At 76.6% G+C, this 20,764-nt stretch carries 16 protein-coding genes; 12 read left to right on the top strand and 4 right to left on the bottom strand.

The annotated features are described in order from the left end of the window. The first annotated feature begins 175 nt into the window (after positions 1-175). Complete coding sequence (locus ACFQ8Y_RS10095) at positions 176-748, top strand: DUF4328 domain-containing protein (protein ID WP_430585364.1); 573 nt, start codon at positions 176-178, stop codon at positions 746-748. Between the two features lie 31 nt (positions 749-779). Further along, on the top strand, positions 780-1,823 hold the full coding sequence (gene add / locus ACFQ8Y_RS10090; RefSeq protein WP_430585363.1) for an adenosine deaminase: 1,044 nt from the start codon (positions 780-782) through the stop codon (positions 1,821-1,823). A 23-nt stretch (positions 1,824-1,846) separates the two neighbouring features. Here add and ACFQ8Y_RS10085 read toward each other — a convergent pair whose 3' ends face one another. Beyond that, on the bottom strand, positions 1,847-2,428 hold the full coding sequence (locus ACFQ8Y_RS10085; RefSeq protein ID WP_430565147.1) for a TetR/AcrR family transcriptional regulator: 582 nt from the start codon (positions 2,426-2,428) through the stop codon (positions 1,847-1,849). Positions 2,429-2,524: 96 nt separating this feature from the next. Between ACFQ8Y_RS10085 and ACFQ8Y_RS10080 the strand changes: the two genes are divergently transcribed. Together ACFQ8Y_RS10080 and ACFQ8Y_RS10075 are read left to right on the top strand one after the other, a co-directional pair. After that, positions 2,525-2,938 carry a hypothetical protein gene (locus ACFQ8Y_RS10080; RefSeq protein WP_430552598.1) on the top strand — a complete coding sequence of 138 codons (414 nt, stop codon included), beginning with the start codon at positions 2,525-2,527 and terminating at the stop codon, positions 2,936-2,938. 77 nt (positions 2,939-3,015) lie between these two features. Next, positions 3,016-5,838 carry a DNA translocase FtsK 4TM domain-containing protein gene (locus ACFQ8Y_RS10075; RefSeq protein WP_430585362.1) on the top strand — a complete coding sequence of 941 codons (2,823 nt, stop codon included), beginning with the start codon at positions 3,016-3,018 and terminating at the stop codon, positions 5,836-5,838. A 9-nt stretch (positions 5,839-5,847) separates the two neighbouring features. Here ACFQ8Y_RS10075 and ACFQ8Y_RS10070 read toward each other — a convergent pair whose 3' ends face one another. Continuing rightward, on the bottom strand, positions 5,848-7,146 hold the full coding sequence (locus tag ACFQ8Y_RS10070; protein WP_430585361.1) for a CapA family protein: 1,299 nt from the start codon (positions 7,144-7,146) through the stop codon (positions 5,848-5,850). Between the two features lie 74 nt (positions 7,147-7,220). Between ACFQ8Y_RS10070 and pgsA the strand changes: the two genes are divergently transcribed. The 3 genes from pgsA (at position 7,221) to ACFQ8Y_RS10055 (ending at position 8,968) form a co-directional block, all read left to right on the top strand. Further along, complete coding sequence (pgsA, locus tag ACFQ8Y_RS10065) at positions 7,221-7,823, top strand: CDP-diacylglycerol--glycerol-3-phosphate 3-phosphatidyltransferase (RefSeq protein ID WP_430552601.1); 603 nt, start codon at positions 7,221-7,223, stop codon at positions 7,821-7,823. Then, complete coding sequence (locus tag ACFQ8Y_RS10060; RefSeq protein WP_430585360.1) at positions 7,820-8,374, top strand: CinA family protein; 555 nt, start codon at positions 7,820-7,822, stop codon at positions 8,372-8,374. Before pgsA ends, ACFQ8Y_RS10060 begins: the two co-directional genes overlap by 4 nt. A gap of 246 nt (positions 8,375-8,620) precedes the next feature. Then, complete coding sequence (locus ACFQ8Y_RS10055) at positions 8,621-8,968, top strand: helix-turn-helix domain-containing protein (RefSeq protein WP_430552602.1); 348 nt, start codon at positions 8,621-8,623, stop codon at positions 8,966-8,968. 122 nt (positions 8,969-9,090) lie between these two features. On the opposite strand, the gene ACFQ8Y_RS10050 is transcribed toward ACFQ8Y_RS10055, so the two are convergent. Together ACFQ8Y_RS10050 and ACFQ8Y_RS10045 are read right to left on the bottom strand one after the other, a co-directional pair. Next, complete coding sequence (locus ACFQ8Y_RS10050; RefSeq protein ID WP_430585359.1) at positions 9,091-9,894, bottom strand: DNA-formamidopyrimidine glycosylase family protein; 804 nt, start codon at positions 9,892-9,894, stop codon at positions 9,091-9,093. Positions 9,895-9,903: 9 nt separating this feature from the next. Continuing rightward, entirely contained in the window at positions 9,904-14,940 is a 5,037-nt protein-coding gene (locus tag ACFQ8Y_RS10045; protein ID WP_430585447.1) for a DEAD/DEAH box helicase, read from the bottom strand. 225 nt (positions 14,941-15,165) lie between these two features. Between ACFQ8Y_RS10045 and ACFQ8Y_RS10040 the strand changes: the two genes are divergently transcribed. From ACFQ8Y_RS10040 to ACFQ8Y_RS10020, 5 genes are all read left to right on the top strand, one after another. Beyond that, on the top strand, positions 15,166-15,399 hold the full coding sequence (locus ACFQ8Y_RS10040; RefSeq protein WP_430552604.1) for a DUF3046 domain-containing protein: 234 nt from the start codon (positions 15,166-15,168) through the stop codon (positions 15,397-15,399). Positions 15,400-15,447: 48 nt separating this feature from the next. Further along, the gene (locus ACFQ8Y_RS10035) at positions 15,448-17,511 is read left to right on the top strand and encodes an alkaline phosphatase family protein (RefSeq protein WP_430585358.1); all 2,064 of its coding nucleotides are present in this window, start codon (positions 15,448-15,450) and stop codon (positions 17,509-17,511) included. Then, positions 17,508-18,437 carry an MBL fold metallo-hydrolase gene (locus ACFQ8Y_RS10030; protein ID WP_430585357.1) on the top strand — a complete coding sequence of 310 codons (930 nt, stop codon included), beginning with the start codon at positions 17,508-17,510 and terminating at the stop codon, positions 18,435-18,437. The genes ACFQ8Y_RS10035 and ACFQ8Y_RS10030 overlap by 4 nt, the downstream gene beginning before the upstream one ends. Positions 18,438-18,595: 158 nt before the next feature. After that, positions 18,596-19,717, top strand: a complete 1,122-nt coding sequence (gene recA / locus ACFQ8Y_RS10025; protein WP_430552607.1) for a recombinase RecA — start codon at positions 18,596-18,598, stop codon at positions 19,715-19,717. A 283-nt stretch (positions 19,718-20,000) separates the two neighbouring features. Further along, positions 20,001-20,540: a regulatory protein RecX gene (locus tag ACFQ8Y_RS10020; RefSeq protein WP_430585356.1), complete on the top strand. Its 540-nt coding sequence runs from the start codon at positions 20,001-20,003 to the stop codon at positions 20,538-20,540. The last annotated feature ends 224 nt before the right edge of the window (positions 20,541-20,764 follow it).

The raw sequence follows: 20,764 nt of genomic DNA, 5'->3' as shown, positions 1-20,764 counted from the left end.
GGCGACCCCCGCCGCCCCCCCCGCGACCGCGCCCGCGGCCCCGCCGCAGCCGCGGTTCGGCGCGTACGCGCCGCCCGGGTACACGCCGCCGTCGGCGGGCGCCCTCGCGGTCCCGGCGGGCTGGGCCTCGCCGGTACCCGCGCCGGCCGCACCGACGGGCCTCGCGACGGCCGCGGTGGCCCTCGCCGTGGCCTGGTGCGTGATCCAGGTGGTGCTCCTGGCCGCCTCGTTCCAGGCGGTCGCGCCCTACGAGGCGGCGCTCGCGGCGGGCGGGTCCCTCCTGGAGGTCTCGACGCCGTACGACGAGCTCGGCAACCTCCTCCTGCCGCTCCAGGTCGCGGCGTTCGTCGTCGCGTGCCTCTGGCTCCAGCAGTGCCGTCGCGCCGCGGTGGTGCTGTCCCCGACGGTCCGGCAGGTGCGCGGGCCGGTGTGGGTCTGGCTGGGCTGGGCGGTCCCCGTCGTCTCCCTCTGGTTCCCGTTCCAGGTGGTGCGCGACGTGCGCGCCGCCGTGGTGGGCGGGCGGACGCCGGGCCGCCTCGGCTGGTGGTGGGCGTGCTGGCTCGTCGGCCTGTGGGCGTCGAACCAGGCGGCCTTCTTGTCCCTCGGTCTCGCCTCGCGCGACCCGGAGACCATCCCCGTGTTCGAGGGCCTCGCCACCGTGGCCGTGGTGGCGGGCGGCCTGCTCTGGGTCGGCCTGGTGCGCGAGATCACAGGGGGCCTGCGGGCCCGGCTCGCCCCGGTCGCCTGACCGGCGGTCACGGGCCCGTACGCTGCCTGGCATGACCCCATCGCCGTCGACCTCACCCTCGTCGACCCCGACCTCGTCGACCGCGCAGCGACCCCCGCGCGCCGAGCTCCACCTGCACCTGGAGGGCACCCTCGAGCCGGAGCTGGCCTTCGCGCTCGCCGAGCGGAACGGGATCGCCCTGCCGTTCGAGGACCCGGCCGCGCTGCGCACCGCGTACGCCTTCACCGACCTGCAGTCGTTCCTGGACCTCTACCACGCGACGTCGCAGGTGCTCCGCACGGCGGAGGACTTCGCGGACCTCACGGTCGCGTACCTGCGCCGGGCCGCGGCGGGCGGGGTGCGGCACGCGGAGCTCATGGTGGACCTGCAGACCCACGTCGCGCGGGGCGTGCCCCTGGCGGAGGTCGTGGGCGGCGTGACGCAGGGCCTCGAGGCCGGCGAGGCCGAGCTGGGCGTCAGCGGCCTGCTGATCGCGGCCTTCCTGCGGCACCGGCCGGGGGCGGAGGCGGAGGAGCTGCTCGACGACCTCCTGGCCCTCGACGCGCCGGTCGCCGGCGTCGGGCTCGCGTCCACCGAGGTCGGGTTCTCGGCCGCCCCGTTCGCGCCCGCGTTCGCGAAGGCCGCCGCGCACGGGCTGCGGCGTACGGCGCACGCGGCCGAGGAGGGCCCGGCCTGGCACGTGACCGAGGTCCTGGACGTGCTCGGCGCGGAGCGCGTGGACCACGGCATCCGCGCGCTCGAGGACCCGGACGTCGTGGCGCGCCTGGTGCGCGACCAGGTCCCGCTCACCGTGTGCCCCGTCTCCAACGTGCGGCTGCGTGCCGTGCCGTCCCTCGCCGAGCACCCGCTGCCGGCGATGCTCGAGGCGGGCCTGAACGTCTCGCTGAACTCCGACGACCCGTCGTACTTCGGCGGTTACGTCGACGAGGTCGACGATGCCGTGACCGCGCAGTTCCGCCTGACCCGCGACCAGCGCGCCGACCTCGCGGCGGCGTCGTTCCGCGGGTCGTTCCTGCCGGCCGGGACGGTCGCGCGCCACGTGGCCGACGTCGAGGATTGGCGCCGGGCGGGCTGAGCAGCGCGTCCGGACCCCGTGCCTCAGCGCGCGAGCAGCGCGGGGCCGACGGCGCCCGCGGCGGCGTCGTAGCGTGCGGCGCGGGCGGGCTCGTCCCCGGGAAGCAGCCCGGCAAGCTCGAGCGACACGAGGCCGTGCACGAGCCCCCACAGCCCGACGGCGACGGGCTCGGCGTCGGTGGGCCCGACGCCGAGCACGCGCGCGGAGGCGGCGAGCAGCACACGGAAGGTGGGCTGCTCGGTGGCGGGCGGGGCGTCGGCGCCGGGACGCACGGCGCGGTCGAACATCGTCCGGTAGAAGTGCGGGTCGGCCAGCGCGCTGCGCCGGTACGCCACCCCGAGGGCGCGCAGGTCGGCGACGGGGTCGTCCGTGCGCGGGACGGCGGCCAGGTGCGTGGCGAACCGGCGGAAGCCCTCGGCGCTGACGGCGGCGAGCAGCTCCTCGCGCGAGCCGAACAGGGCGTAGACCGCCGACGCGCTGGTGCCGGCGGAGGCCGCGACCGACCGGACCGTCACGGCCTGCTCGCCCCCCGTGGAGAGGGCTTCGGAGGTGACCTCCAGCAGGCGGGTGCGCAGGGCGTCGTCGTGCAGGCGGGGGCGAGCCATGCGGCGAGCGTAGACCCCTTGACGCGCGTTTGCGAACGGTGTTCCATAACAGTGTTCGTAAACGTTCCGACGCCGTCCCCGTCACCGGAGGTCCCCGTGCTCGAGCTCACCGACGCCGCCCGCATCACCGCGGGGGTCGTCCTCCTGACCGTGGTCGGCATCGAGTCCGGCGGCTGGTTCCTCGTCAAGGTGGTCACCGGGAAGGCGCCCGCGACGCCGTTCCAGACGTCCTTCTTCCGGGCGGGTCACGCGCACGCCGGGGTCCTCGTCATCCTCGGGCTGCTCTGCGTCGTCCTGGCCGAGGCGACGGACCTCGTCGGCGTCTGGCGGTGGGTCGCCGCGACCGGCGTGCTGGTCGCCGCGATCCTCCTGCCCGCCGGCTTCTTCCTCTCCGCCGTGGGGGCGGGGCGCACGTCGCCGAACCGGGCCGTCCTGCTGCTCCCCGCCGGCGCGGTCGTCCTCGCCCTCGGCGTCGTGACGCTGGCCGTGGGGCTTCTCACAGCCGGCTGAGGGCCCGCCCGGCGGCGGCAACACGCGCCCGGGACCTGCGGCGTCGTGGCCCGTGGCGCGGGTACCGTGGGGGCATCATGGCGACCCGGACACCCGCCCGCAGAATCACCGGGACCCCGATCACCGGGACTGCGCGGGGGACTTCGCGAACGGGGCGGACCGCATCCGTGGCCGCCCCGACCCGGCGCGCGCCCGCCCGGTCGTCCTCCACCCGGTCGTCGGGCAAGGGGTCGGGCCGGAGCCCGGGCCGGGGCACCGGCACGCGCAAGCAGCCGGCACGACGACCGGTACGGTCGGGCCCGTCGGGCCAGTCGTGGCCCGTCCGGGCGGTGCGCGGCCTCTACCTGGGCGTCGCGCACGGGATCGGCGGCCTGACCCGCAGCATCACCAAGGGAGCAAGAGACCTGGAACCCGAGCACCGCCGAGACGGCGTCGCCTTCTTCCTCATCGCCCTCGCGCTGGTCGTGGCCGCGCGCGAGTGGTGGGGGATCTCCGGCACCTTCGGCACCGTCGTGCACGCCGTCGTCGCCGGCACCGTGGGGCTGGCCGGCGTGGCCGTCCCCGTGCTGCTCCTGTGGCTGGGGTTCCGCGTCATGCGGCACCCCGAGCGGGGGCAGGCGAACTCCCGCGTCGCCATCGGCCTGATCTTCGTCGTCGTGTCCGTGTGCGCGCTCGTCGCGATCGCGGAGGGCACCCCGGCCCCGTCCGACGGCTTCGAGGCGCTCCAGGACGCGGGCGGCATCATCGGCTACCTGGCCGCGACCCCGGTCGTGACCGGGCTGACCGAGTGGGTCGCCGTCCCGCTGTTCCTGCTCCTGGGCTTCTTCGGGCTCCTGGTGGTCACGGCCACCCCGGTGCACCGCATCCCCGAGCGGCTGCGGGGCCTGTACGACCGCCTCACCGGCAACCACCGCCCCGACGAGGCCGTGGACGACGACGGGCTCGCGCTCGCCGAGGGTGTCTCCCGGCACGACGGCACCGACCCGGCGCCGCGCAAGAAGCGCTCCCGCAGGACGAAGGCGGAGCGTGCCGCGGAGGCGGCCGCCGCCGACGGACTGGACGGGTACGCCGGCGACGAGGCGTTCGAGAAGGCGGCCACGCTCGAGAAGGAGGCCGCCGGCAAGGGGGCGAAGGCCGGCCGAGGCAAGGCCACCCAGCGCGTCGGCGCCGCCGCGACCGCGCCCACCGAGGCGGTCGCCGCCGTGGTGCCCGACGAGCCCGCCCCCGCGCCCGCCGGCGACCTGCCGCCGATGGGCCGCGCCGAGCAGCCGATGCTCGACGGGGACACGGTCTACCTGCTGCCCAGCGAGGAGTCGCTCGGCAAGGGCGCGCCGCACAAGACCCGGTCCGCGGCGAACGACCGGGTGGTCGAGTCGCTGACCAAGGTCTTCGAGGACTTCGGCGTCGACGCGCAGGTAACGGGCTTCACCCGCGGGCCGACGGTCACGCGGTACGAGGTCGAGGTCGGTGCGAAGACCAAGGTCGAGCGCATCACGTCGCTGTCGAACAACATCGCGTACGCGGTGGCCAGCGCGGACGTGCGGATCCTGTCGCCCATCCCGGGCAAGTCCGCGATCGGCATCGAGATCCCGAACTCCGACCGCGAGACGGTCGTGCTGGGCGACGTGCTGCGCTCGTCGGCGGCCCGCCGCACCGAGCACCCGATGGTCATGGGCGTGGGCAAGGACGTGGAGGGCGGCTACGTCGTCGCGAACCTCGCGAAGATGCCGCACATCCTCGTCGCGGGCGCGACCGGCGCCGGTAAGTCCAGCTTCATCAACTCGCTGATCACGTCGATCCTCATGCGCGCGACGCCGGAGCAGGTGCGCCTGGTGCTCGTCGACCCCAAGCGCGTCGAGCTGACGATCTACGAGGGCATCCCGCACCTCATCACGCCGATCATCACCAGCCCCAAGAAGGCCGCCGAGGCCCTCGACTGGGTGGTCCGCGAGATGGACGCCCGCTACGACGACCTCGCGACCTTCGGCTACAAGCACGTGGACGACTTCAACACCGCCGTCCGGGCGGGCAAGGTGAAGCCGCTGCCGGGTTCGGAGCGCAAGATCGCCCCGTACCCGTACCTGCTGGTCGTCGTCGACGAGCTCGCCGACCTCATGATGGTCGCGCCGCGAGACGTCGAGGCCTCGATCCAGCGCATCACCCAGCTCGCGCGCGCCGCCGGCATCCACCTGGTGCTCGCCACGCAGCGGCCGTCGGTGGACGTCGTCACGGGTCTCATCAAGGCGAACGTGCCGTCGCGGCTCGCCTTCGCGACCTCGTCGCTGGCCGACTCGCGCGTCGTGCTCGACCAGCCGGGCGCCGAGAAGCTCATCGGCCAGGGTGACGCCCTCTTCCTTCCCATGGGCGCGGCCAAGCCCATGCGCGTGCAGGGCGCGTGGGTCACCGAGTCCGAGGTGCACAGCGTCGTCGAGCACGTGAAGGAGCAGCTCAAGCCCGTCTACCGCGAGGACGTCACCGCGCCGGCGGCGGCCAAGAAGCAGGTGGACGAGGACATCGGCGACGACCTCGACCTGCTGCTCCAGGCCACCGAGCTCGTGGTGACCACGCAGTTCGGCTCCACGTCGATGCTCCAGCGCAAGCTGCGGGTGGGATTCGCCAAGGCGGGCCGCCTCATGGACCTGCTCGAGTCGCGCGAGATCGTCGGCCCGTCCGAGGGGTCGAAGGCGCGCGAGGTGCTGGTGACCCCGGACGACCTGCCGTCCGCGCTCGCCCTCATCCGCGGCGAGACGCCGCAGGCGTACGACCAGGACGCCGACGGCGGGTCCGCGGACGGCGGCGCGGCGGACCCGTACGCCGACGGCACCGACGGGCACGCCCCGCCCGTGGCGAAGGACTACCACGACGACGCCGACACCGACCCGGAGAACGGCTGGCGCTGAGGGTCGGGGTCAGTCGTCGCGGGGGAGCACCTCGGGCGGCGGGCCCGTGGCGACGGGCGGTTCCTGTCGTTCCTGGGCGACGTCGCCCACCGCGTCCCGGACCCGGTCCTCGCGGGCCTCGAGCTCGCCGGCGGACAGGGTGGTCGTGCCGGGGTCGTCCAGGGCGTCGGGGAGCGCGACCACGTCGTGCCCGCCACCGATGTCCACGGTGGTGCCCGTCCAGGTCACTCCCGTCACCCGCGCGGGGTCGTCCGGGGTGTCCTGGGTCAGGGTCGCCGTGAGCAGGACGCCGTTGCTGGTCCGTGCGTCGCAGCACGCGGCGCTCTGGTTCGACAGCAGGTTGCCGAGGCCGTAGGCGACCCACATCCCCTCGCCGTCGGGGCCCTTGCCCACGCGGTCGATCCGCTGGGGCACGTGCGCGTGGTGCCCGATGACGAGGTCGACCTCGCCGGACCGGGCGAGCCGCCGCACGACGTCCTCCTGCTGGTCGGTCAGGGTCTCGGTGTACTCGACCCCGGCGTGCAGGCTCACGACGACGACGTCGGCGCCCTCGTCGCGGGCCTGGCGGGCCTGCCGCACGAGGCGGTGGGCGTCGATGAGGTCGACCGCCCAGGGCGCGTCCGCGGGCATCGGGAGCCCGTTGAGCCCGTAGGCGGCGGCCAGGTGCGCGACCGTGATCTCCCGGCCCTCGCGGGTCAGCACGTACCGCTGGGGCTCGTCCTGCTGCGTCGCGCTGCGGGCCGTCCCCGCGAACCCCATCCCGGCGGCGGTCAGGCGCCGGATCGTGGCGGTCACGCCGTCGTAGCCCCGGTCGACGGAGTGGTTGGAGGCCGTCGAGCACCCGTCCCAGCCCTGCTCCTCGAGGTCGCGCACCAGCCCCGGGGGCGCACCGAAGAGCGGGTAGCCGCTGGGGTCGGTGCCCTTCGGCGCCACCGGGACCTCGAGGTGGCACAGCGCCAGGTCGGCGCCCTGCACCCAGGCGTCGAGGCCGTCCAGCAGGGGGGTGAAGTCGGCGTCCCGCGGCCCGCCGGCGGACCTGACGACCGGGTCGTGCGTGAGGAGGTCGCCCGCGGCCAGCAGGGTGAGCTCGACCGGCCGGGGAGTCGGGCTCGGGGTCGGCGACGGGCTCCGGACGGGGGACGCACCCGCCGACGGCGCGTCCGCGCCAGGGGTGGGCGCGGTCCCCGCGCCCCCGAGCCCCCCGGCGGCGAGCACCCCGCCGACGCCGAGGGCCGTACCGCACAGCGCGGCGAGGACGACGAGACGTCGTCGTGAGGGTCGTCCGTCGTCGGACGCGTGGCGCGGCACGCGAGGAGAGTACTGCCCGCGCGGCCTGCCGGCCCACGGGCGTCCGACGCCCGTCGCCCCGATAGGGTGGGTCGGTGGTCAACGAAGCGCCCTCGCCCTGGAACGTCGCCAACGCGGTGACCCTCGTGCGCATCGCGCTCGTCCCGGTGTTCGCCTGGACGCTGCTCATGGAGGGTGGCGACTCCGTCACCTGGCGCCTCGTGGCGACGGGCGTGTTCGTGGTCGCCGCCGTGAGCGACCGCGTCGACGGCTACCTGGCCCGGTCGCGCAACCTCGTGACCGACCTCGGCAAGATCCTCGACCCCATCGCGGACAAGGCGCTCGTGGGCGCGGCCCTGATCCTGCTCTGCTGGCCGCTGGGCGAGCTGCCCTGGTGGGTGCCGACCGTCATCCTCGCGCGCGAGCTGGCCGTCACGGTGCTGCGGATGGTGGTGCTGCGGTACGCCGTGATGCCGGCGTCGCGCGGCGGCAAGCTGAAGACGGTGCTGCAGGCGGTCGCGATCACGCTCTTCCTGCTGCCCCTGGCGGCCCTCCCCGGCGTCGTGCACGTCGTGGCGTGGATCGTGCTGTGGGCCGCGATCGCGGTGACCGTCGTGACCGGGGTCGACTACTTCGCGCAGGGGGCGCGCCTCCTCGCGGCCGGCCGGCGTGAGGCCGGGCCCAGGCCCGCCGCGTGACGCAGGGCGGCGAGGGACGGGTGCCGCCGACGGAGTCGGGGACGGGGCTGCTCGCGCGGGCGGTGCTCGACGGCGCGCGCGCCCGGGGCTGGACGCTGGCCGCGGCGGAGTCCCTCACCGGCGGGCTGGTCGTGGCGACCCTCGTCGACGTGCCGGGGGCGTCGACCGTCGTGCGCGGCGGCGTGGTCGCCTACGCGACCGACCTCAAGGCCGCGGTGCTCGGCGTCGACCCGGACCTCCTGGCGCGACGAGGGCCGGTGGACCCCGGGGTCGCCGGCCAGATGGCGTCCGGCGTGCGCCGGGCGCTGAGCGCCGACGTCGGCCTCGCGACCACCGGCGTCGCCGGGCCCGACCCGCAGGACGGGCACGCGCCGGGCGAGGCGTACGCCGCCGTGAGCACCCCGGCGGGCGACCGGGTGCTCCGCCTCGACCTCGCCGGCACTCGCGCCGAGGTGCGGTCCGGCGTGGTGCGGGCCGTGCTGACCCTGGCGCTCGAAGCCTGGGGCGACCCGGCGTCCGCGGCGACGCCCCGCCGCACGACAGGCCTGTGAAGGGTGCGTGACGAGCCTGTCGCGGGTCGTGACCGCGGGAACAAGCCCCCGGGTGCCCGCGTTGCGAAGGGTGTGATGACCGACAGGGCACGAAGCCGTCTCGATGCGCGCCACACCAGGCCGGGCATGCCGCGCGCGCGGTACGGTAGTGCCACCCCTGCAGCCAGGGGAACGACAGGACGGACGAGGAACCCGGTCACGACCGGTCCGGTGCCGGGACGATCGGACACGGAGAGGGGGCGCGAGATGGTCGTACTGCGACGTGAGATCGGCGACGTGCTGCGCGACGCGCGGCAGCGCCAGGGGCGCACCCTGCGTGAGGTGTCGTCCGCAGCGAGGGTCTCGCTCGGATACCTGAGCGAGGTGGAGCGCGGGCAGAAGGAGGCGTCGTCGGAGCTGCTGGCGTCGATCTGCGAGGCGCTCGACGTACCGATGTCCCTCGTGTTGCGTGAGGTCAGCGACCGGATCGCGGTGGCCGAGGGCCTGCACATCCCCGACACGATCCCGGCGGACGTCTACGCCGGGTTGCTCAGCCGTGCCGGCGAGCCGCGCGACGCCGAGTCGATGCGAGGAGACCTCGCACCGGTCGGCTGACCAGGACCCACCACTCGGACCCACAGCTTCAGATCCACAGCTGCTCCAGATCCACAGATCCGGCCCCGCGGGCGTTGCCCGCGGGGCCGGATCTGTGTGTACCCGGGTGAAAAGGGGGACGTTCAGGGCGTGGCCTGGCAGGTCGGGCACCAGTAGATCGCCCGTTCGCCCCCGTCCGGTCGGCTGCCCGGGCCGCTGGTGCTGCCCAACGCGACGGGGGTCCCGCAGCGTCGGCACGGCTTGTGGTGCCGCCCGTGCACGGCGAGCTCGACGGCCCCCAGCCCGGAGCGTCGCCCCGTCTCGACGCTGCGCGCCATGAGGCGCCGGGCCGTGAGGAGCAGCGCACGGCGGGCGTCGCCGTCCAGGTCGCCGACGGGGGTCCACGGCCACCGCCGGGTGGCGAACAGCGACTCCGCCGTCCAGATGGTGCCGAGCCCGGCGACGGTGCGCTGGTCGAGCAGGGCGACGCACAGCGGACGCGCGGGGTCCGCGGCGAGCCGGAGCGCGCCCTCGTCGACCCGATCCGGGAAGTCGTCGGCGAGGACGTCGGGGCCCAGGTGACCCAGCAGGCGCGGCTCGTCACGGGTGCGCAGCACGTCGAGCATGCCGAGCCGGAGGCCGAGGCAGGTCCACGACGCGGTGGCCAGCACGGCGCGGACGGCGGGGGAGCGACCGGCCGCCTCGCGGGCCCCCGTGCGGTACACCCGCCAGGAGCCGTCCATCCGCAGATGGGTGTGCAGGGTGCGGCCGTCGTCGAACCGGGTGAGCAGGTGCTTGCCGTACGCGACCGACTCGCGGACGGTGGCCCCGACGAGGTCCACGCCCGCCGCCGAGGGCCAGCGCAGGTCCGCGCGCACCAGAGGTGTGCCGCGCAGCGCGGCGCCCAGCCGTTCGGCGGTGAGGCGCAGCACGTCTCCCTCGGGCACGGTCGGAGCCTAGGCCGGGCGCAGGCCGCGCGGCGTCACGCCGAAGCCGGAGTCGAGCAGCGCGGCCGCGGCGGGGGTCCGGTCGCGGGCCGCGGTGAGCGCGGGGACGCCGTCGACCCGCTGCACGGTGACGCGCCCCAGCCGGTCGGCGCGCGTCTCGGCCACGAGCAGGCGGGCCGCGGCGGCGAGCCGAGGGCCGTCGCCCGCGTCTCCGCGGCCGAAGGACAGCACCGTGCGCCCGCCCCGCTCGACGAACAGCACCAGCTCGCCGTCGACCAGCACGACGACGGCGCCGGCCTTGCGCCCCGGGCGGTGCGAGCCCGCGCCGTCGTCCCCCGGACCCGGGACGCGGGCGCCGGACGACGACGCGCGCGGTGACGCCGCGTTCGGTGACGCCGTGCGCGGCCAGGCGACCGCCGCGCCGTACGGGTTGGCCGGGTCGGTCGCGGCGAGGAGGACGGCACCGGGCTCGACCCGGCCGCCACCGGCGCCGCCCGAGCTCTCGACGAGCGCGTCCCGGGCCCGGGCGCGGTCGGCGGCGTCCGTGCGCAGCTGGTCGACCGCACCGGGCAGCGCGAACTGCGAGCCGCCCAGGCCCTCGACGAAGTATCCGCGCCGCACGGCCCCGCGCTCCTCGAGCACCCGGAGCACCCGGTACACGTCGCGGAAGCGGGCGGTCACGCCCTCCGCGGGCGCCGCCGCGCGCGTCAGGACGCCGTGCCGCTCCAGCAGCACCTGGGTGAGGGCGTGCGCCCGCACGGTCGGGTCCTGCTCCACGGCCGGCAGCGCGGACCATCGCCCGCCACCGGTGCGCGGCACGGCGGCAGCCGACGTCGGACGGGCGAGCCCGAAGCGGGAGGGGCGCACCGGGCGGGCCCGGCCGGGTGCGGCGGGAGCGCGGTGCGCGCCGCCGCCCTGCCTGGCCCCGCGCCGCGTGGACCCGCCGAGCGACTCGCGCAGCGGACCCAGGCGGTCGTTCGTCACCCAGCCCGCCCACACCAGGTCCCACAACGCGTCGAGGGTCGCCGCCTGGCCCGCGTCCGCGAGCTCCGCGAGGCGGGGCAGGAAGTACCCGCCCGAGCCGGTGAGCAGGTCGAGCACCGCCCGGTGCAGGTCGCTGTCGAGCGGGCCGCCCTCGTCCACCGGGTCCGGGTCGCGCAGCGTGAGCGGCGCGCCGTCGGCCAGGTGCAGGCTCACCATGCCGTCGCCGCCGCCCGAGCCCGGGAGCCGGCCGTGCCCGCACCAGAGCACCTCGCCGGCGGTGGTGAGCTCGTCGAGCACCGCGGGGGAGTAGTCGGAGACGCGGGCGGGCAGCACGAGCGTCTCGAGCGCCGACGCCGGCACGGCCGCCCCCGAGAGCTGCTCCACCGCGCGGAGCACCCCGTCCGCGCCGCGCAGCGTGCCGCCGCCCGACCCGGCGCCGCCCACCCGGGTGCCGATCCCGTGCCAGCGCGGGAGGAAGACGCCGAGCGACTCCGGCTCCACCGGCTCGACCTCGGCGCGCAGCGCGGCGAGGGACCGGCGCCGCAGCGTGCGCAGCACCTCCGGGTCGCACCACTCGTCGCCCGTGCCGCCCAGCGAGGACGGCCGCAGCGCCCCGCGCGCCACCGCGCCCGCCGCCTCCAGCCGCGCGAGCACCTGGGTCACGACCGCGATGCCGAGGCCGAAGCGGCGTGCGACGTCCGCGGCGGGGAACGGGCCGTGCGTCCTGGCGTGGCGTCGGACGAGGTCGCCCAGGGGGTCGGGCACCGGCTCGGTGAAGGTCTCGGGGACGCCGACGGGCAGCGCCACGCCGAGCGCGTCGCGCAGCCGGCCGGCGTCCTCGACCACCGCCCACTGCTCGGCGTCGTCGCCCCCGTGGCCCCCGACCCGGACCCGCAGGACGCGGCGGGCGCCCTCCAGGTCGGCCAGCCACTCGCCGACCCGGGCGCGCGCGTCCTCGCGGGTGCGGTCCCGCAGGGCGCCGAGGGGGTGCGGCCCGGTGCGCCGCAGCACGTCCCACAGGCCCTCGGCGTCCCGCGCCTGACGGTCGGGCGCCAGCGCCTGCAGCTCCGCCTCGGTGCGCTCGACGGCGCCGGGGTCGAGGAGGTCCGCGAGCGGGGTGGCGCCCTGCTCGCCGAGCAGCTCCGTCAGCAGGTCCGGGTCCAGGGACAGCGCGGCCGCGCGCCGCTCCGCGAGCGGCGCGTCGCCGTCGTAGAGGAACTGGGCGGTGTAGCCGAACAGCAGCGCCTGCGCGAAGGGGGACGGCGTCGAGGTGGTGACCTCGACCAGCCGCACCCGGCCGCCCTGCAGGTTGCGCATGAGCTCGGTGAGCGCCGCGACGTCGAAGTCGTCGCGCAGGCACTCCCGCGCCGCCTCGAGCATGATCGGGAAGTCCGGGAACTGCGACGCCACCTGCAGCAGCTGCGACGCCCGTTGCCGCTGCTGCCACAGCGGCTGCCGCCGGTCCGGGCGGCGGCGGGGCAGGAGCAGCGCGCGCGCCGCGGCCTCGCGGAACCGCGCGGCGAACATCACCGAGCCGCCGAGCTCCTCGCGCACCGCGTCGAGGACCTCGTCCGGGTCGACGAGCAGGTCCTCGGCGGTGACCGCCGGCGCGTCGCCGTGCCCCGCCGTGCCGTGCCCGGTGCCGTCGGACCCGCCCCAGCCGGGGCCGCCGAGGTCCCAGCCGGAGTCGCCGGCGTCGGGCAGCCGCAGCACGATCCCGTCGTCGGCGTGCATGGCCGCGACGTCCGTGCCGTACCGCGCGCGCAGGCGCGCCGCGACGACCAGCGCCCACGGCGCGTGCACGGGCGCCCCGAACGGGGAGTGGATCACGACGCGCCAGTCGCCCAGCTCGTCGCGGAACCGCTCCACCACCACGGTGCGGTCGTCGGGGAGCCGCCCCGTCGCGCGGCGCTGCTCGCCCAGGTACGCGGCGAGGTTGTCCGCCGCCCAGGTGTCGAGCCCGGCGTCGCGCAGCACGTCCCGGCCGCGCGCGGTGCCGCGCTCCTCGTCGTCGGCCAGCAGCGCGTCGGTCTCGCGGACGAACGCGCCCACCGCGCGGCCCAGCTCCGCGGGACGACCGGGGGAGTCGCCCTTCCAGAAGGGCAGGCGCCCGGGCAGGCCTGGCGCGGGGGTCACCAGCACGCGGTCGGGCGTGATCTCCTCGATGCGCCAGGTCGAGGAGCCGAGGGTGAACGTGTCGCCGACGCGCGACTCGTAGACCATCTCCTCGTCCAGCTCGCCCACGCGCTTCCCGCCGCGGGGCCGGTCGGCCGCGCCGCCCCCCTCCGCCGGCGCGCCCGCCGTCGGCGCCTCCGTGGCGAGGTAGACGCCGTACAGCCCGCGGTCGGGGATGGTGCCGCCGCTGGTCGCGGCGAGCCGCAGCGCGCCGGGCCGCCCGGACAGGCGGCCTGTGGCGCGGTCCCACACGATGCGGGCGCGCAGCTCGGCGAACTCCTCGCTGGGGTAGCGGCCGGCGAGCATGTCGAGCACGGCCCGCCACGTCGCGTCGCCGAGGGCACGGAACGGGTGGGCCCGACGGAACGCGGCGAGGAGGTCGTCGGCCTGCCAGTCGTCCGTCGCGAGGGCCGCCACCACCTGCTGGGCGAGCACGTCCAGCGGGTTGGCCGGGACGTGCAGGTGCTCGATCTCGCCCGCGCGCATGCGCTGCGCCACCACGGTGGCCGGCACCAGGTCGCCCCGGAACGTCGGGAAGACGACGCCGTGCGACACCGCGCCCACCTGGTGCCCGGCACGTCCGATGCGCTGCAGCCCGCTCGCGACCGACGGCGGCGCCCCGACCTGCACCACCAGGTCCACGGCGCCCATGTCGATGCCGAGCTCGAGGGACGACGTCGCGACGACGGCCGGCAGCCGCCCCGCCTTGAGGTCCGACTCGGTGCGGGTGCGCTCGACGCGGCTCATCGAGCCGTGGTGCGCGCGGGCGAGCACCGGGGCGCCGTCGCCGTCCGGGAGGCCGACCGAGGCGCCCGACTGCCCCTGGGTCTGCGCCGGCCACTGCGTGCCGGGCTCGGGGAGGTCGACCCCGGAGCGCTCGGTCCAGATCTCGTTCATCCGGGCGGTGAGCCGCTCGGCGCCCCGGCGGGAGTTCGTGAAGACGAGCGTGGAGCGGTGGTCGGCGACCAGGTCGACGACCCGCTCCTCGACGTGCGGCCACACGGAGGCGCGGCGCAGCGGGGACGCGGCGTCGCCGGTGAGGTCCACCTCCTCGTCGCCCGGCCCTCCGCCGTGGCCCGGGGCCGGCCCCGGGGTCGCCGGCTGCGGGGCGGTCGGGTCCGGCACCCCGCCGGAGTCGAGGTCCGCGAGGTCGGGCACGGGCACGACGACGTCGATCGCCCACTTCTTGGTGGCCTCGGGCTGCACGACCACGACCTCCCGGCCGCCGTCCTCGGGCGTGCGGTGGCCGGCGAGGAACTCGGCCACCGTCTGCGCGGGGCGCACCGTGGCGGACAGCCCGATCCGCTGCGCCGGCCGGTCCAGCAGCTCGTCGAGGCGCTCGAGGCTCAGCGCCAGGTGGGCGCCGCGCTTGGTGCCCGCCACCGCGTGGATCTCGTCCAGGACCACGGTCTCGACGCCCGCCAGGCCCGCGCGCGCCTGCGACGTGAGGACGAGGAAGAGCGACTCGGGGGTGGTGACCAGCACGTCCGGCGGGCGGGTGGCGAACGCGCGGCGTTCCGAGGCGGGCGTGTCGCCCGTGCGCGCGCCGACGGTCACCTCCTCGACCGTGAGCCCCCCGCGGGCGGCGGCCTGCCGGATGCCGGCCAGCGGGGAGCGCAGGTTGCGCTGCACGTCGGCGGCGAGGGCCTTGAGCGGGGAGACGTAGAGCACCCGGCAGCGTCGGGCGCGCTCGGGCGGCGGCGCGGTGGTGAGCCGGTCGATCGCCCAGAGGAACGCCGCCAGGGTCTTGCCGGAGCCGGTCGGGGCGACGACGAGCGCGTGCCGGTCGGAGCTGATCGCCTCCCACGCCCCGGCCTGCGCCGCCGTCGGCGCCGCGAACGCCCCGGCGAACCAGGCGCGGGTGGCGGGGCCGAACCGCGCGAGCACGCCGTCGTGCCCGCCGTCGTGCCCCGCGGCAGAGTCGGCGGCAGGGTCGGCGGCGGGGTCGGCGGCGGGGTCGGCGGGAACGCCGGACGGGGGGACGACCACGTCGTCATCCTGGCAGGGAGCACCGACAGCCCGCAGGGCGAGGCGGCACTGCGCGGCCCTGCGCGCCGCCGGTCGCGGCGTCCGGCGTGCCGGCGACCCTCCCGGCCGTGCGAGGCTGGGGGCGTGCGCTATCGCGAGTTCGCCGAGCTGGTCGACGAGGTCTTCGGGCCCGCCTACGGGCGCGCCCTCGTGCGCGAGCAGGTGCTGCCGCGCCTCGACGGCCGCACCCCTGCCGAGGCGCTCGAGGCCGGGCTGGAGCCCCGCGACGTCTGGCACGCGCTGTGCGACGCGCTCGACGTCCCCGAGCCGGACCGCTGGGGTCGCGACGACCGCCGCCAGGCGCCGCCCGCCCGCTGACCGCCCGGCGCCCGGGCCGACGTCGGGCGGGCGGTGCATCATGGCGCCATGCGCGACCACCGGCCCCCGCTCGTGACGGTGGTCGACGTCCGCGCCGCCCTCTGGTCCCTGGTCTCGACGGCCGCCGGGCTCGGGGTCGCGATCGCCCTGGTCGACGGCGTGCGCGTGACGTCCCCGTGGGACGTGCTGCTCGCGGCGCTCGTGGTGGGCCTCGGCGACGCGCTGCTGCGGGCACCGCTGCGGCGACTCGCGCGCGCCGGCGGGGCGGTCGTGGCGCTCCTGCTCGGCCTGGCCGCGCAGGTGCTGGTCGTCTGGGCCGCGCTGACGCTGCTCCCGGGCGTGACGAGCGACGCGTGGGCGGACGTGCTCGCCGTGCTCCTCGTCGCCGCGGTGGTGATGGCCTGCGGGCACTGGGTGGTCGGGGCGCGCGACAACGCGTACGTCGTCGGCGACCTGCTGGGCCGGGCCAGCCGGCGCGCCGGTCTCCCGCGCCGGGCCGATCGCGACGACGCAGGGGACGACGCCGGGGACGGCGGTGCGGACGACCGGCCCCCGGGCGTGCTCGTCGTCATGCTCGACGGCGTGGCCCGCCCGACGCTCGACCACGCGCTGGAGGCGGGGCTCGTGCCCACGATGGAGCGCTGGCTGGGGTCGGGCAGCCACCGGCTCGAGTCGTGGTGGGCGCGCGTCCCGTGCACCACCCCGGCCAGCACCCTCGGCCTGCTCCACGGCACCACCGACGCCGTCCCGGCCTTCCGCTGGTGGTCGCGGCGGCTCGGTCGCCTGGTGGTGACGAACCGTCCGGCGGACGCCGCCGAGGTCGAGCGGTCGGCCTCCGACGGTCGCGGGCTGCTCGCCGACGGCGGGGTGGCGGTGTCGACGATGTTCTCCGGCGACGCGCCGACCAGCCTGCTCGTGATGAGCCGCGCGGCGGAGGGTCTGGGTCCCGGCCAGCTGTTCGTCCGCTTCTTCTCCAGCCCGTTCGTGCTCGTGCGGGCGGTGGCCGGCACGGTCGGCGAGGCGCTGAAGGAGGTGTACCAGGGGTGGCAGCAGGTGGTGCGCGGGGTGCGTCCCCGCGTGGCGCGGCGGGGCTGGTACCCGGTGCTGCGGGCGGTGACCAACGTGCTGCTGCGCGACCTCAACACCTCGCTCGTGGCCGAGCAGCTCGTGCGCGGCGCGCCCGTGGTGTGCGTGGACCTCGTCGACTACGACGAGATCGCGCACCACGCCGGCCCCCTGCGGCCGGAGGCGCTGCGCGCGCTGGAGGGGCTCGACCGGGTGGTCGGGCTGTGGGAGGAGATCGCGCGCGGCGCCCCGCGCCGCTACCGCACGGTGGTCGTGTCGGACCACGGGCAGTCCCTGGGGGCCACCTTCGAGCAGGTCGTGGGGTGGTCGTTCGCCGACGAGGTGCACCGGCTCATGGCGATCCCCGCCCCGGCGCGGGGCGACCGGGCGGACGGCGAGGCGTGGGGCCCGGCGAATACCGCGCTGCACGCGCTGCGCCGGGACGGCGACGGCGACGGCCAGCTCCTGGTCGGACCGGACCGCGACACCGTCCGGACGGACCTGCCCGAGGTCGAGGTGATCGGGTCGGGCAACCTCGGGATGGTGTGGTTCTGCCGCGAGCCGCGCCGGCGGTCGGCCGCGGAGGTGGCGGCCCGATGGCCCGCGCTCGTGCCCGGCCTGGTCGAGTCGCCGGCCGTCGGCTTCGTCGTGGTCCACGGCGCGCACGGACCGGTGGCGCGCGGGCGGCTCGGCTCGCACGAGCTCGCGACCGGCCGTGTGACGGGCCGGGACCCCCTGGCCGGCTACGGCTCGCGGGCCCGCGCCGACCTGCTGCGCGTCGCCGGGCTGGAGGACGCCGGCGACCTGGTGGTCGTCTCGGCGGTCGGCCCGATGGGCCGGGTGCACGCGCTCGAGGGGCTCGTGGGCTCGCACGGAGGGCTCGGCGGCGCGCAGAGCGAGGCGCTGCTGCTGCACCCCGCCGACCTCGTCGTGCCCGACGACGAGCGCGAGGACGTGGACGGCGCGCGCGTGCTGGTTGGCGCCGAGGCGGTGCACCGCCGGCTCGTGGCGTGGCTCGCCGCCCTGGGGCTGCGGGAGGGCCCGTGACCGGGGCACCGGGAGGGCGCGACCCCGCCGGCCCGTCGGGGCTCCGGGTGACGTGGCTCGGGCACTCGACCGTCGTCCTCGACGTCCCGCGCGCGGGTGGCGGCACCGCCCGGCTCGTGACGGACCCGCTGCTGCGCCGGCATGCGGGTCTCCTGCGGCGCCGGGGCGACCGTCCGGACACGGACGCCTGGCGGGGCGCCGACGCCGCCCTGCTGTCCCACCTGCACCACGACCACGCCGAGCTGGGCTCGCTGCGGCTGCTCGGCGACGTGCCGGTGCTCACGGCGCCCGCCAACGCCCGCTGGCTGCGCGGCAAGGGCCTGCGCGGCGTCGGCCTCGACCTGCCCCCCGCGGCGGGCCACCCGCCCGGCCGCGACGCCGCGCACCACGCCGCGCACCACGCCGCGCAGCACGTCCCGCAGCACGGCGACTGGCACGACGTCGCGGGCGTGGAGGTGCGCCTGACCGCCGCGGTGCACGGTGACCGGCCGATGCCGCACCGCCCGAACGCCGCGAGCGGGCACCTGGTGCGCGGGCGCGGCACGACGGTGTGGGCCGTGGGGGACACCGAGCACCACGCGGGCATGGGGCGGGTGCGCGAGCTGGCCGGCGGGCGGGTGGACGTGGCCCTCGTACCCGTGTCCGGCTGGGGCCCGCGGCTCTCGGGCGGCCATCTCGGCCCCCGCGGCGCCGCCGAGGTGTGCGCGGAGGTCCGCCCGCGGGTGGCGGTCCCGGTGCACTGGGGCACGCTGCACGTGCCGGGCGGGCAGCACCTGCCGCGCGGGTGGATGGACCATGCCGGGGAGGCCTTCGCGGCGGCGTGCCGCCGGGCGGCGCCGGACGTGCGCGTGGTGGTCCTGCAACCCGGCGGCACGTGGCGCGACACGCCCGGGGACGACGACGGCCTCGAACACGTGTTCGGGTAGAGTCTGCCCCCAGGAGGGTCCTCGGAAGTCGTCCTCCACAGCCGTGACGGACCGCCCCGACCGTGTCGGTGGCGGCACGTACGGTCGACGACAACATGAGCACGCAGCCACGAACGCCGGCGCGCAGCCGCCGCGCCCAGAACGCAAAGGTGACCGACATGCCCGCAACGGCAGACCGCGAGAAGGCACTCGAGGCCGCGCTCGCCCAGATCGACCGCAGCTTCGGCAAGGGCTCGGTCATGCGCCTCGGCGACGAGGGTCGTGCGCCCGTCGAGGTCATCCCCACCGGCTCGATCGCGCTGGACATCGCGCTCGGCATCGGCGGCCTCCCGCGCGGCCGCGTCGTGGAGATCTACGGCCCGGAGTCCTCCGGCAAGACCACCGTCGCCCTGCACGCCGTCGCCAGCGCCCAGCGGGCCGGCGGCATCGCGGCGTTCGTCGACGCCGAGCACGCGCTGGACCCGGAGTACGCCAAGAAGCTCGGCGTCGACACCGACGCCCTGCTGGTCTCGCAGCCGGACACCGGCGAGCAGGCGCTGGAGATCACGGACATGCTGATCCGTTCCGGCGCGCTGGACATCATCGTCATCGACTCCGTCGCCGCGCTCGTGCCCAAGGCCGAGATCGAGGGCGAGATGGGCGACAGCCACGTCGGCCTCCAGGCCCGCCTGATGTCGCAGGCGCTGCGCAAGATCACCGGCGCGCTGAGCGCGTCGGGCACCACGGCGATCTTCATCAACCAGCTCCGCGAGAAGATCGGTGTGTTCTTCGGCTCCCCGGAGACCACCACCGGTGGCAAGGCGCTGAAGTTCTACGCCTCGGTGCGCATGGACATCCGCCGCATCGAGACCCTCAAGGAGGGCACGGACGCGGTCGGTAACCGGACCCGCGTCAAGGTGGTCAAGAACAAGATGGCGCCGCCGTTCAAGCAGGCGGAGTTCGACATCCTGTACGGCGTGGGCATCTCCCGCGAGGGCGGCCTGATCGACATGGGCGTGGAGCACGGCTTCGTGCGCAAGTCCGGCTCGTGGTTCACCTACGAGGGCGACCAGCTGGGCCAGGGCAAGGAGAACGCGCGGGCGTTCCTGCGCGACAACCCCGACCTGGCGAACGAGATCGAGAAGCGGGTCAAGGAGAAGCTCGGCGTCGGCGCCAAGCTGGACGCCCCCGCGGCAGAGGCTCCCGTCGAGGGGGCCGCGGGTTCCGCGACCGGGCTGAGCGTGGACCCGGCACCGGCGGCCGCCAAGGCGGGCGCCAAGGGCAAGAAGGCGCCGTTCTGACGGGCGCCGCCGATTCCGGCACCGTTCGGGTCGCGCTCGCTCGGGTGAGCGCCGCCCCGACCGGGACGGTGCTCGTCGTGGCCGCCGAGGGAGGGCTCGCATGACGTCGGGGGATACTGCCCCGGGCGGTCGCGGCGTGGGGAAGCGTCGCGGCCGCCGTCAGGGTGGCTCGGCGCGGCCACACGACAGCTGGGCGGACCACCCCGGGACCGGCTCGGACAACGGCCCGGAGGACGGCGCGGAGGACGGCGGGAGGTCACGCCGGCGACAGCCGCGCCGCACGGTGGCGGAGCGTCTCGAGGCCGGCGAGCTGACCGTCGAGGACGCGACGGAGAAGGCCCGCGAGACGCTGCTGCGCATCCTCACGGCCGCTCCGAAGAGCCGCGCGGAGCTCGAGCAGTCGCTCGCGCGCAAGGGCTACCCGGAGGCCGTCGTGGGGCCGGTGCTCGACCGGTTCGACGAGGTAGGGCTGGTCGACGACGCCGCGTACGCCGACATGCTGGTGCGGACGCGGCACGCCGAGCGGGGGCTCTCGCGGCGCGCGCTGGCGATGGAGCTGCGCCGCCGCGGCATCGCCGAGGAGACCGCCGCGGACGCCCTCGAGCAGGTGGACCCCGACGACGAGCGCGCGGCGGCCCTGGCCCTGGCCCGCAAGCACGTGGCGCGCACCCGTGGGCTGGACCGCGACGTGCGCGTGCGCCGCGCGGTCGGGGCGCTCGGGCGCAAGGGCTATGCGACGGGCGTCTCCTTCGGCGTCGTGCGCGACGCCCTCGCGCAGGAGGGCGAGGACGAGTTTGACGACTACCCCGGTGTGGAGGACTGACCGGCACCCATCTCACGGGTCCTGCCGGCACGCGTGACGTCGTCCGACGGTCGTGTCAGCCACGGAGTCGGACCCACCTGGACCTCACGCGCAGGCACTTCGACGACGTCGCCCCCCGCCGCCCGTAACGGGCGGGGGGGGCGGCGGGCCGGGGACCCGCGGGGGTGGCGGCGCGGCAGGGGGGGCGCGGGTGCCCCGGGGCCCCGCTGGGGGTCCCCGGGGCG

This window comes from Isoptericola sp. NPDC056605, assembly GCF_042792795.1.
Classification (GTDB): domain Bacteria; phylum Actinomycetota; class Actinomycetes; order Actinomycetales; family Cellulomonadaceae; genus Isoptericola.
This window is presented reverse-complemented; position numbering and strand designations above follow the sequence as displayed.

What these genes read in the sequence shown, in the direction of transcription:
- ACFQ8Y_RS10055 (WP_430552602.1), top strand. Translation starts at nt 8,621, where the DNA reads ATGGTCGTACTGCGACGTGAGATCGGCGACGTGCTGCGCGACGCGCGG.
- ACFQ8Y_RS10075 (WP_430585362.1), top strand. Translation starts at nt 3,016, where the DNA reads ATGGCGACCCGGACACCCGCCCGCAGAATCACCGGGACCCCGATCACC.
- add (WP_430585363.1), top strand. Translation starts at nt 780, where the DNA reads ATGACCCCATCGCCGTCGACCTCACCCTCGTCGACCCCGACCTCGTCG.
- ACFQ8Y_RS10085 (WP_430565147.1), bottom strand. Translation starts at nt 2,428, where the DNA reads ATGGCTCGCCCCCGCCTGCACGACGACGCCCTGCGCACCCGCCTGCTG.
- ACFQ8Y_RS10035 (WP_430585358.1), top strand. Translation starts at nt 15,448, where the DNA reads ATGCGCGACCACCGGCCCCCGCTCGTGACGGTGGTCGACGTCCGCGCC.
- recA (WP_430552607.1), top strand. Translation starts at nt 18,596, where the DNA reads ATGCCCGCAACGGCAGACCGCGAGAAGGCACTCGAGGCCGCGCTCGCC.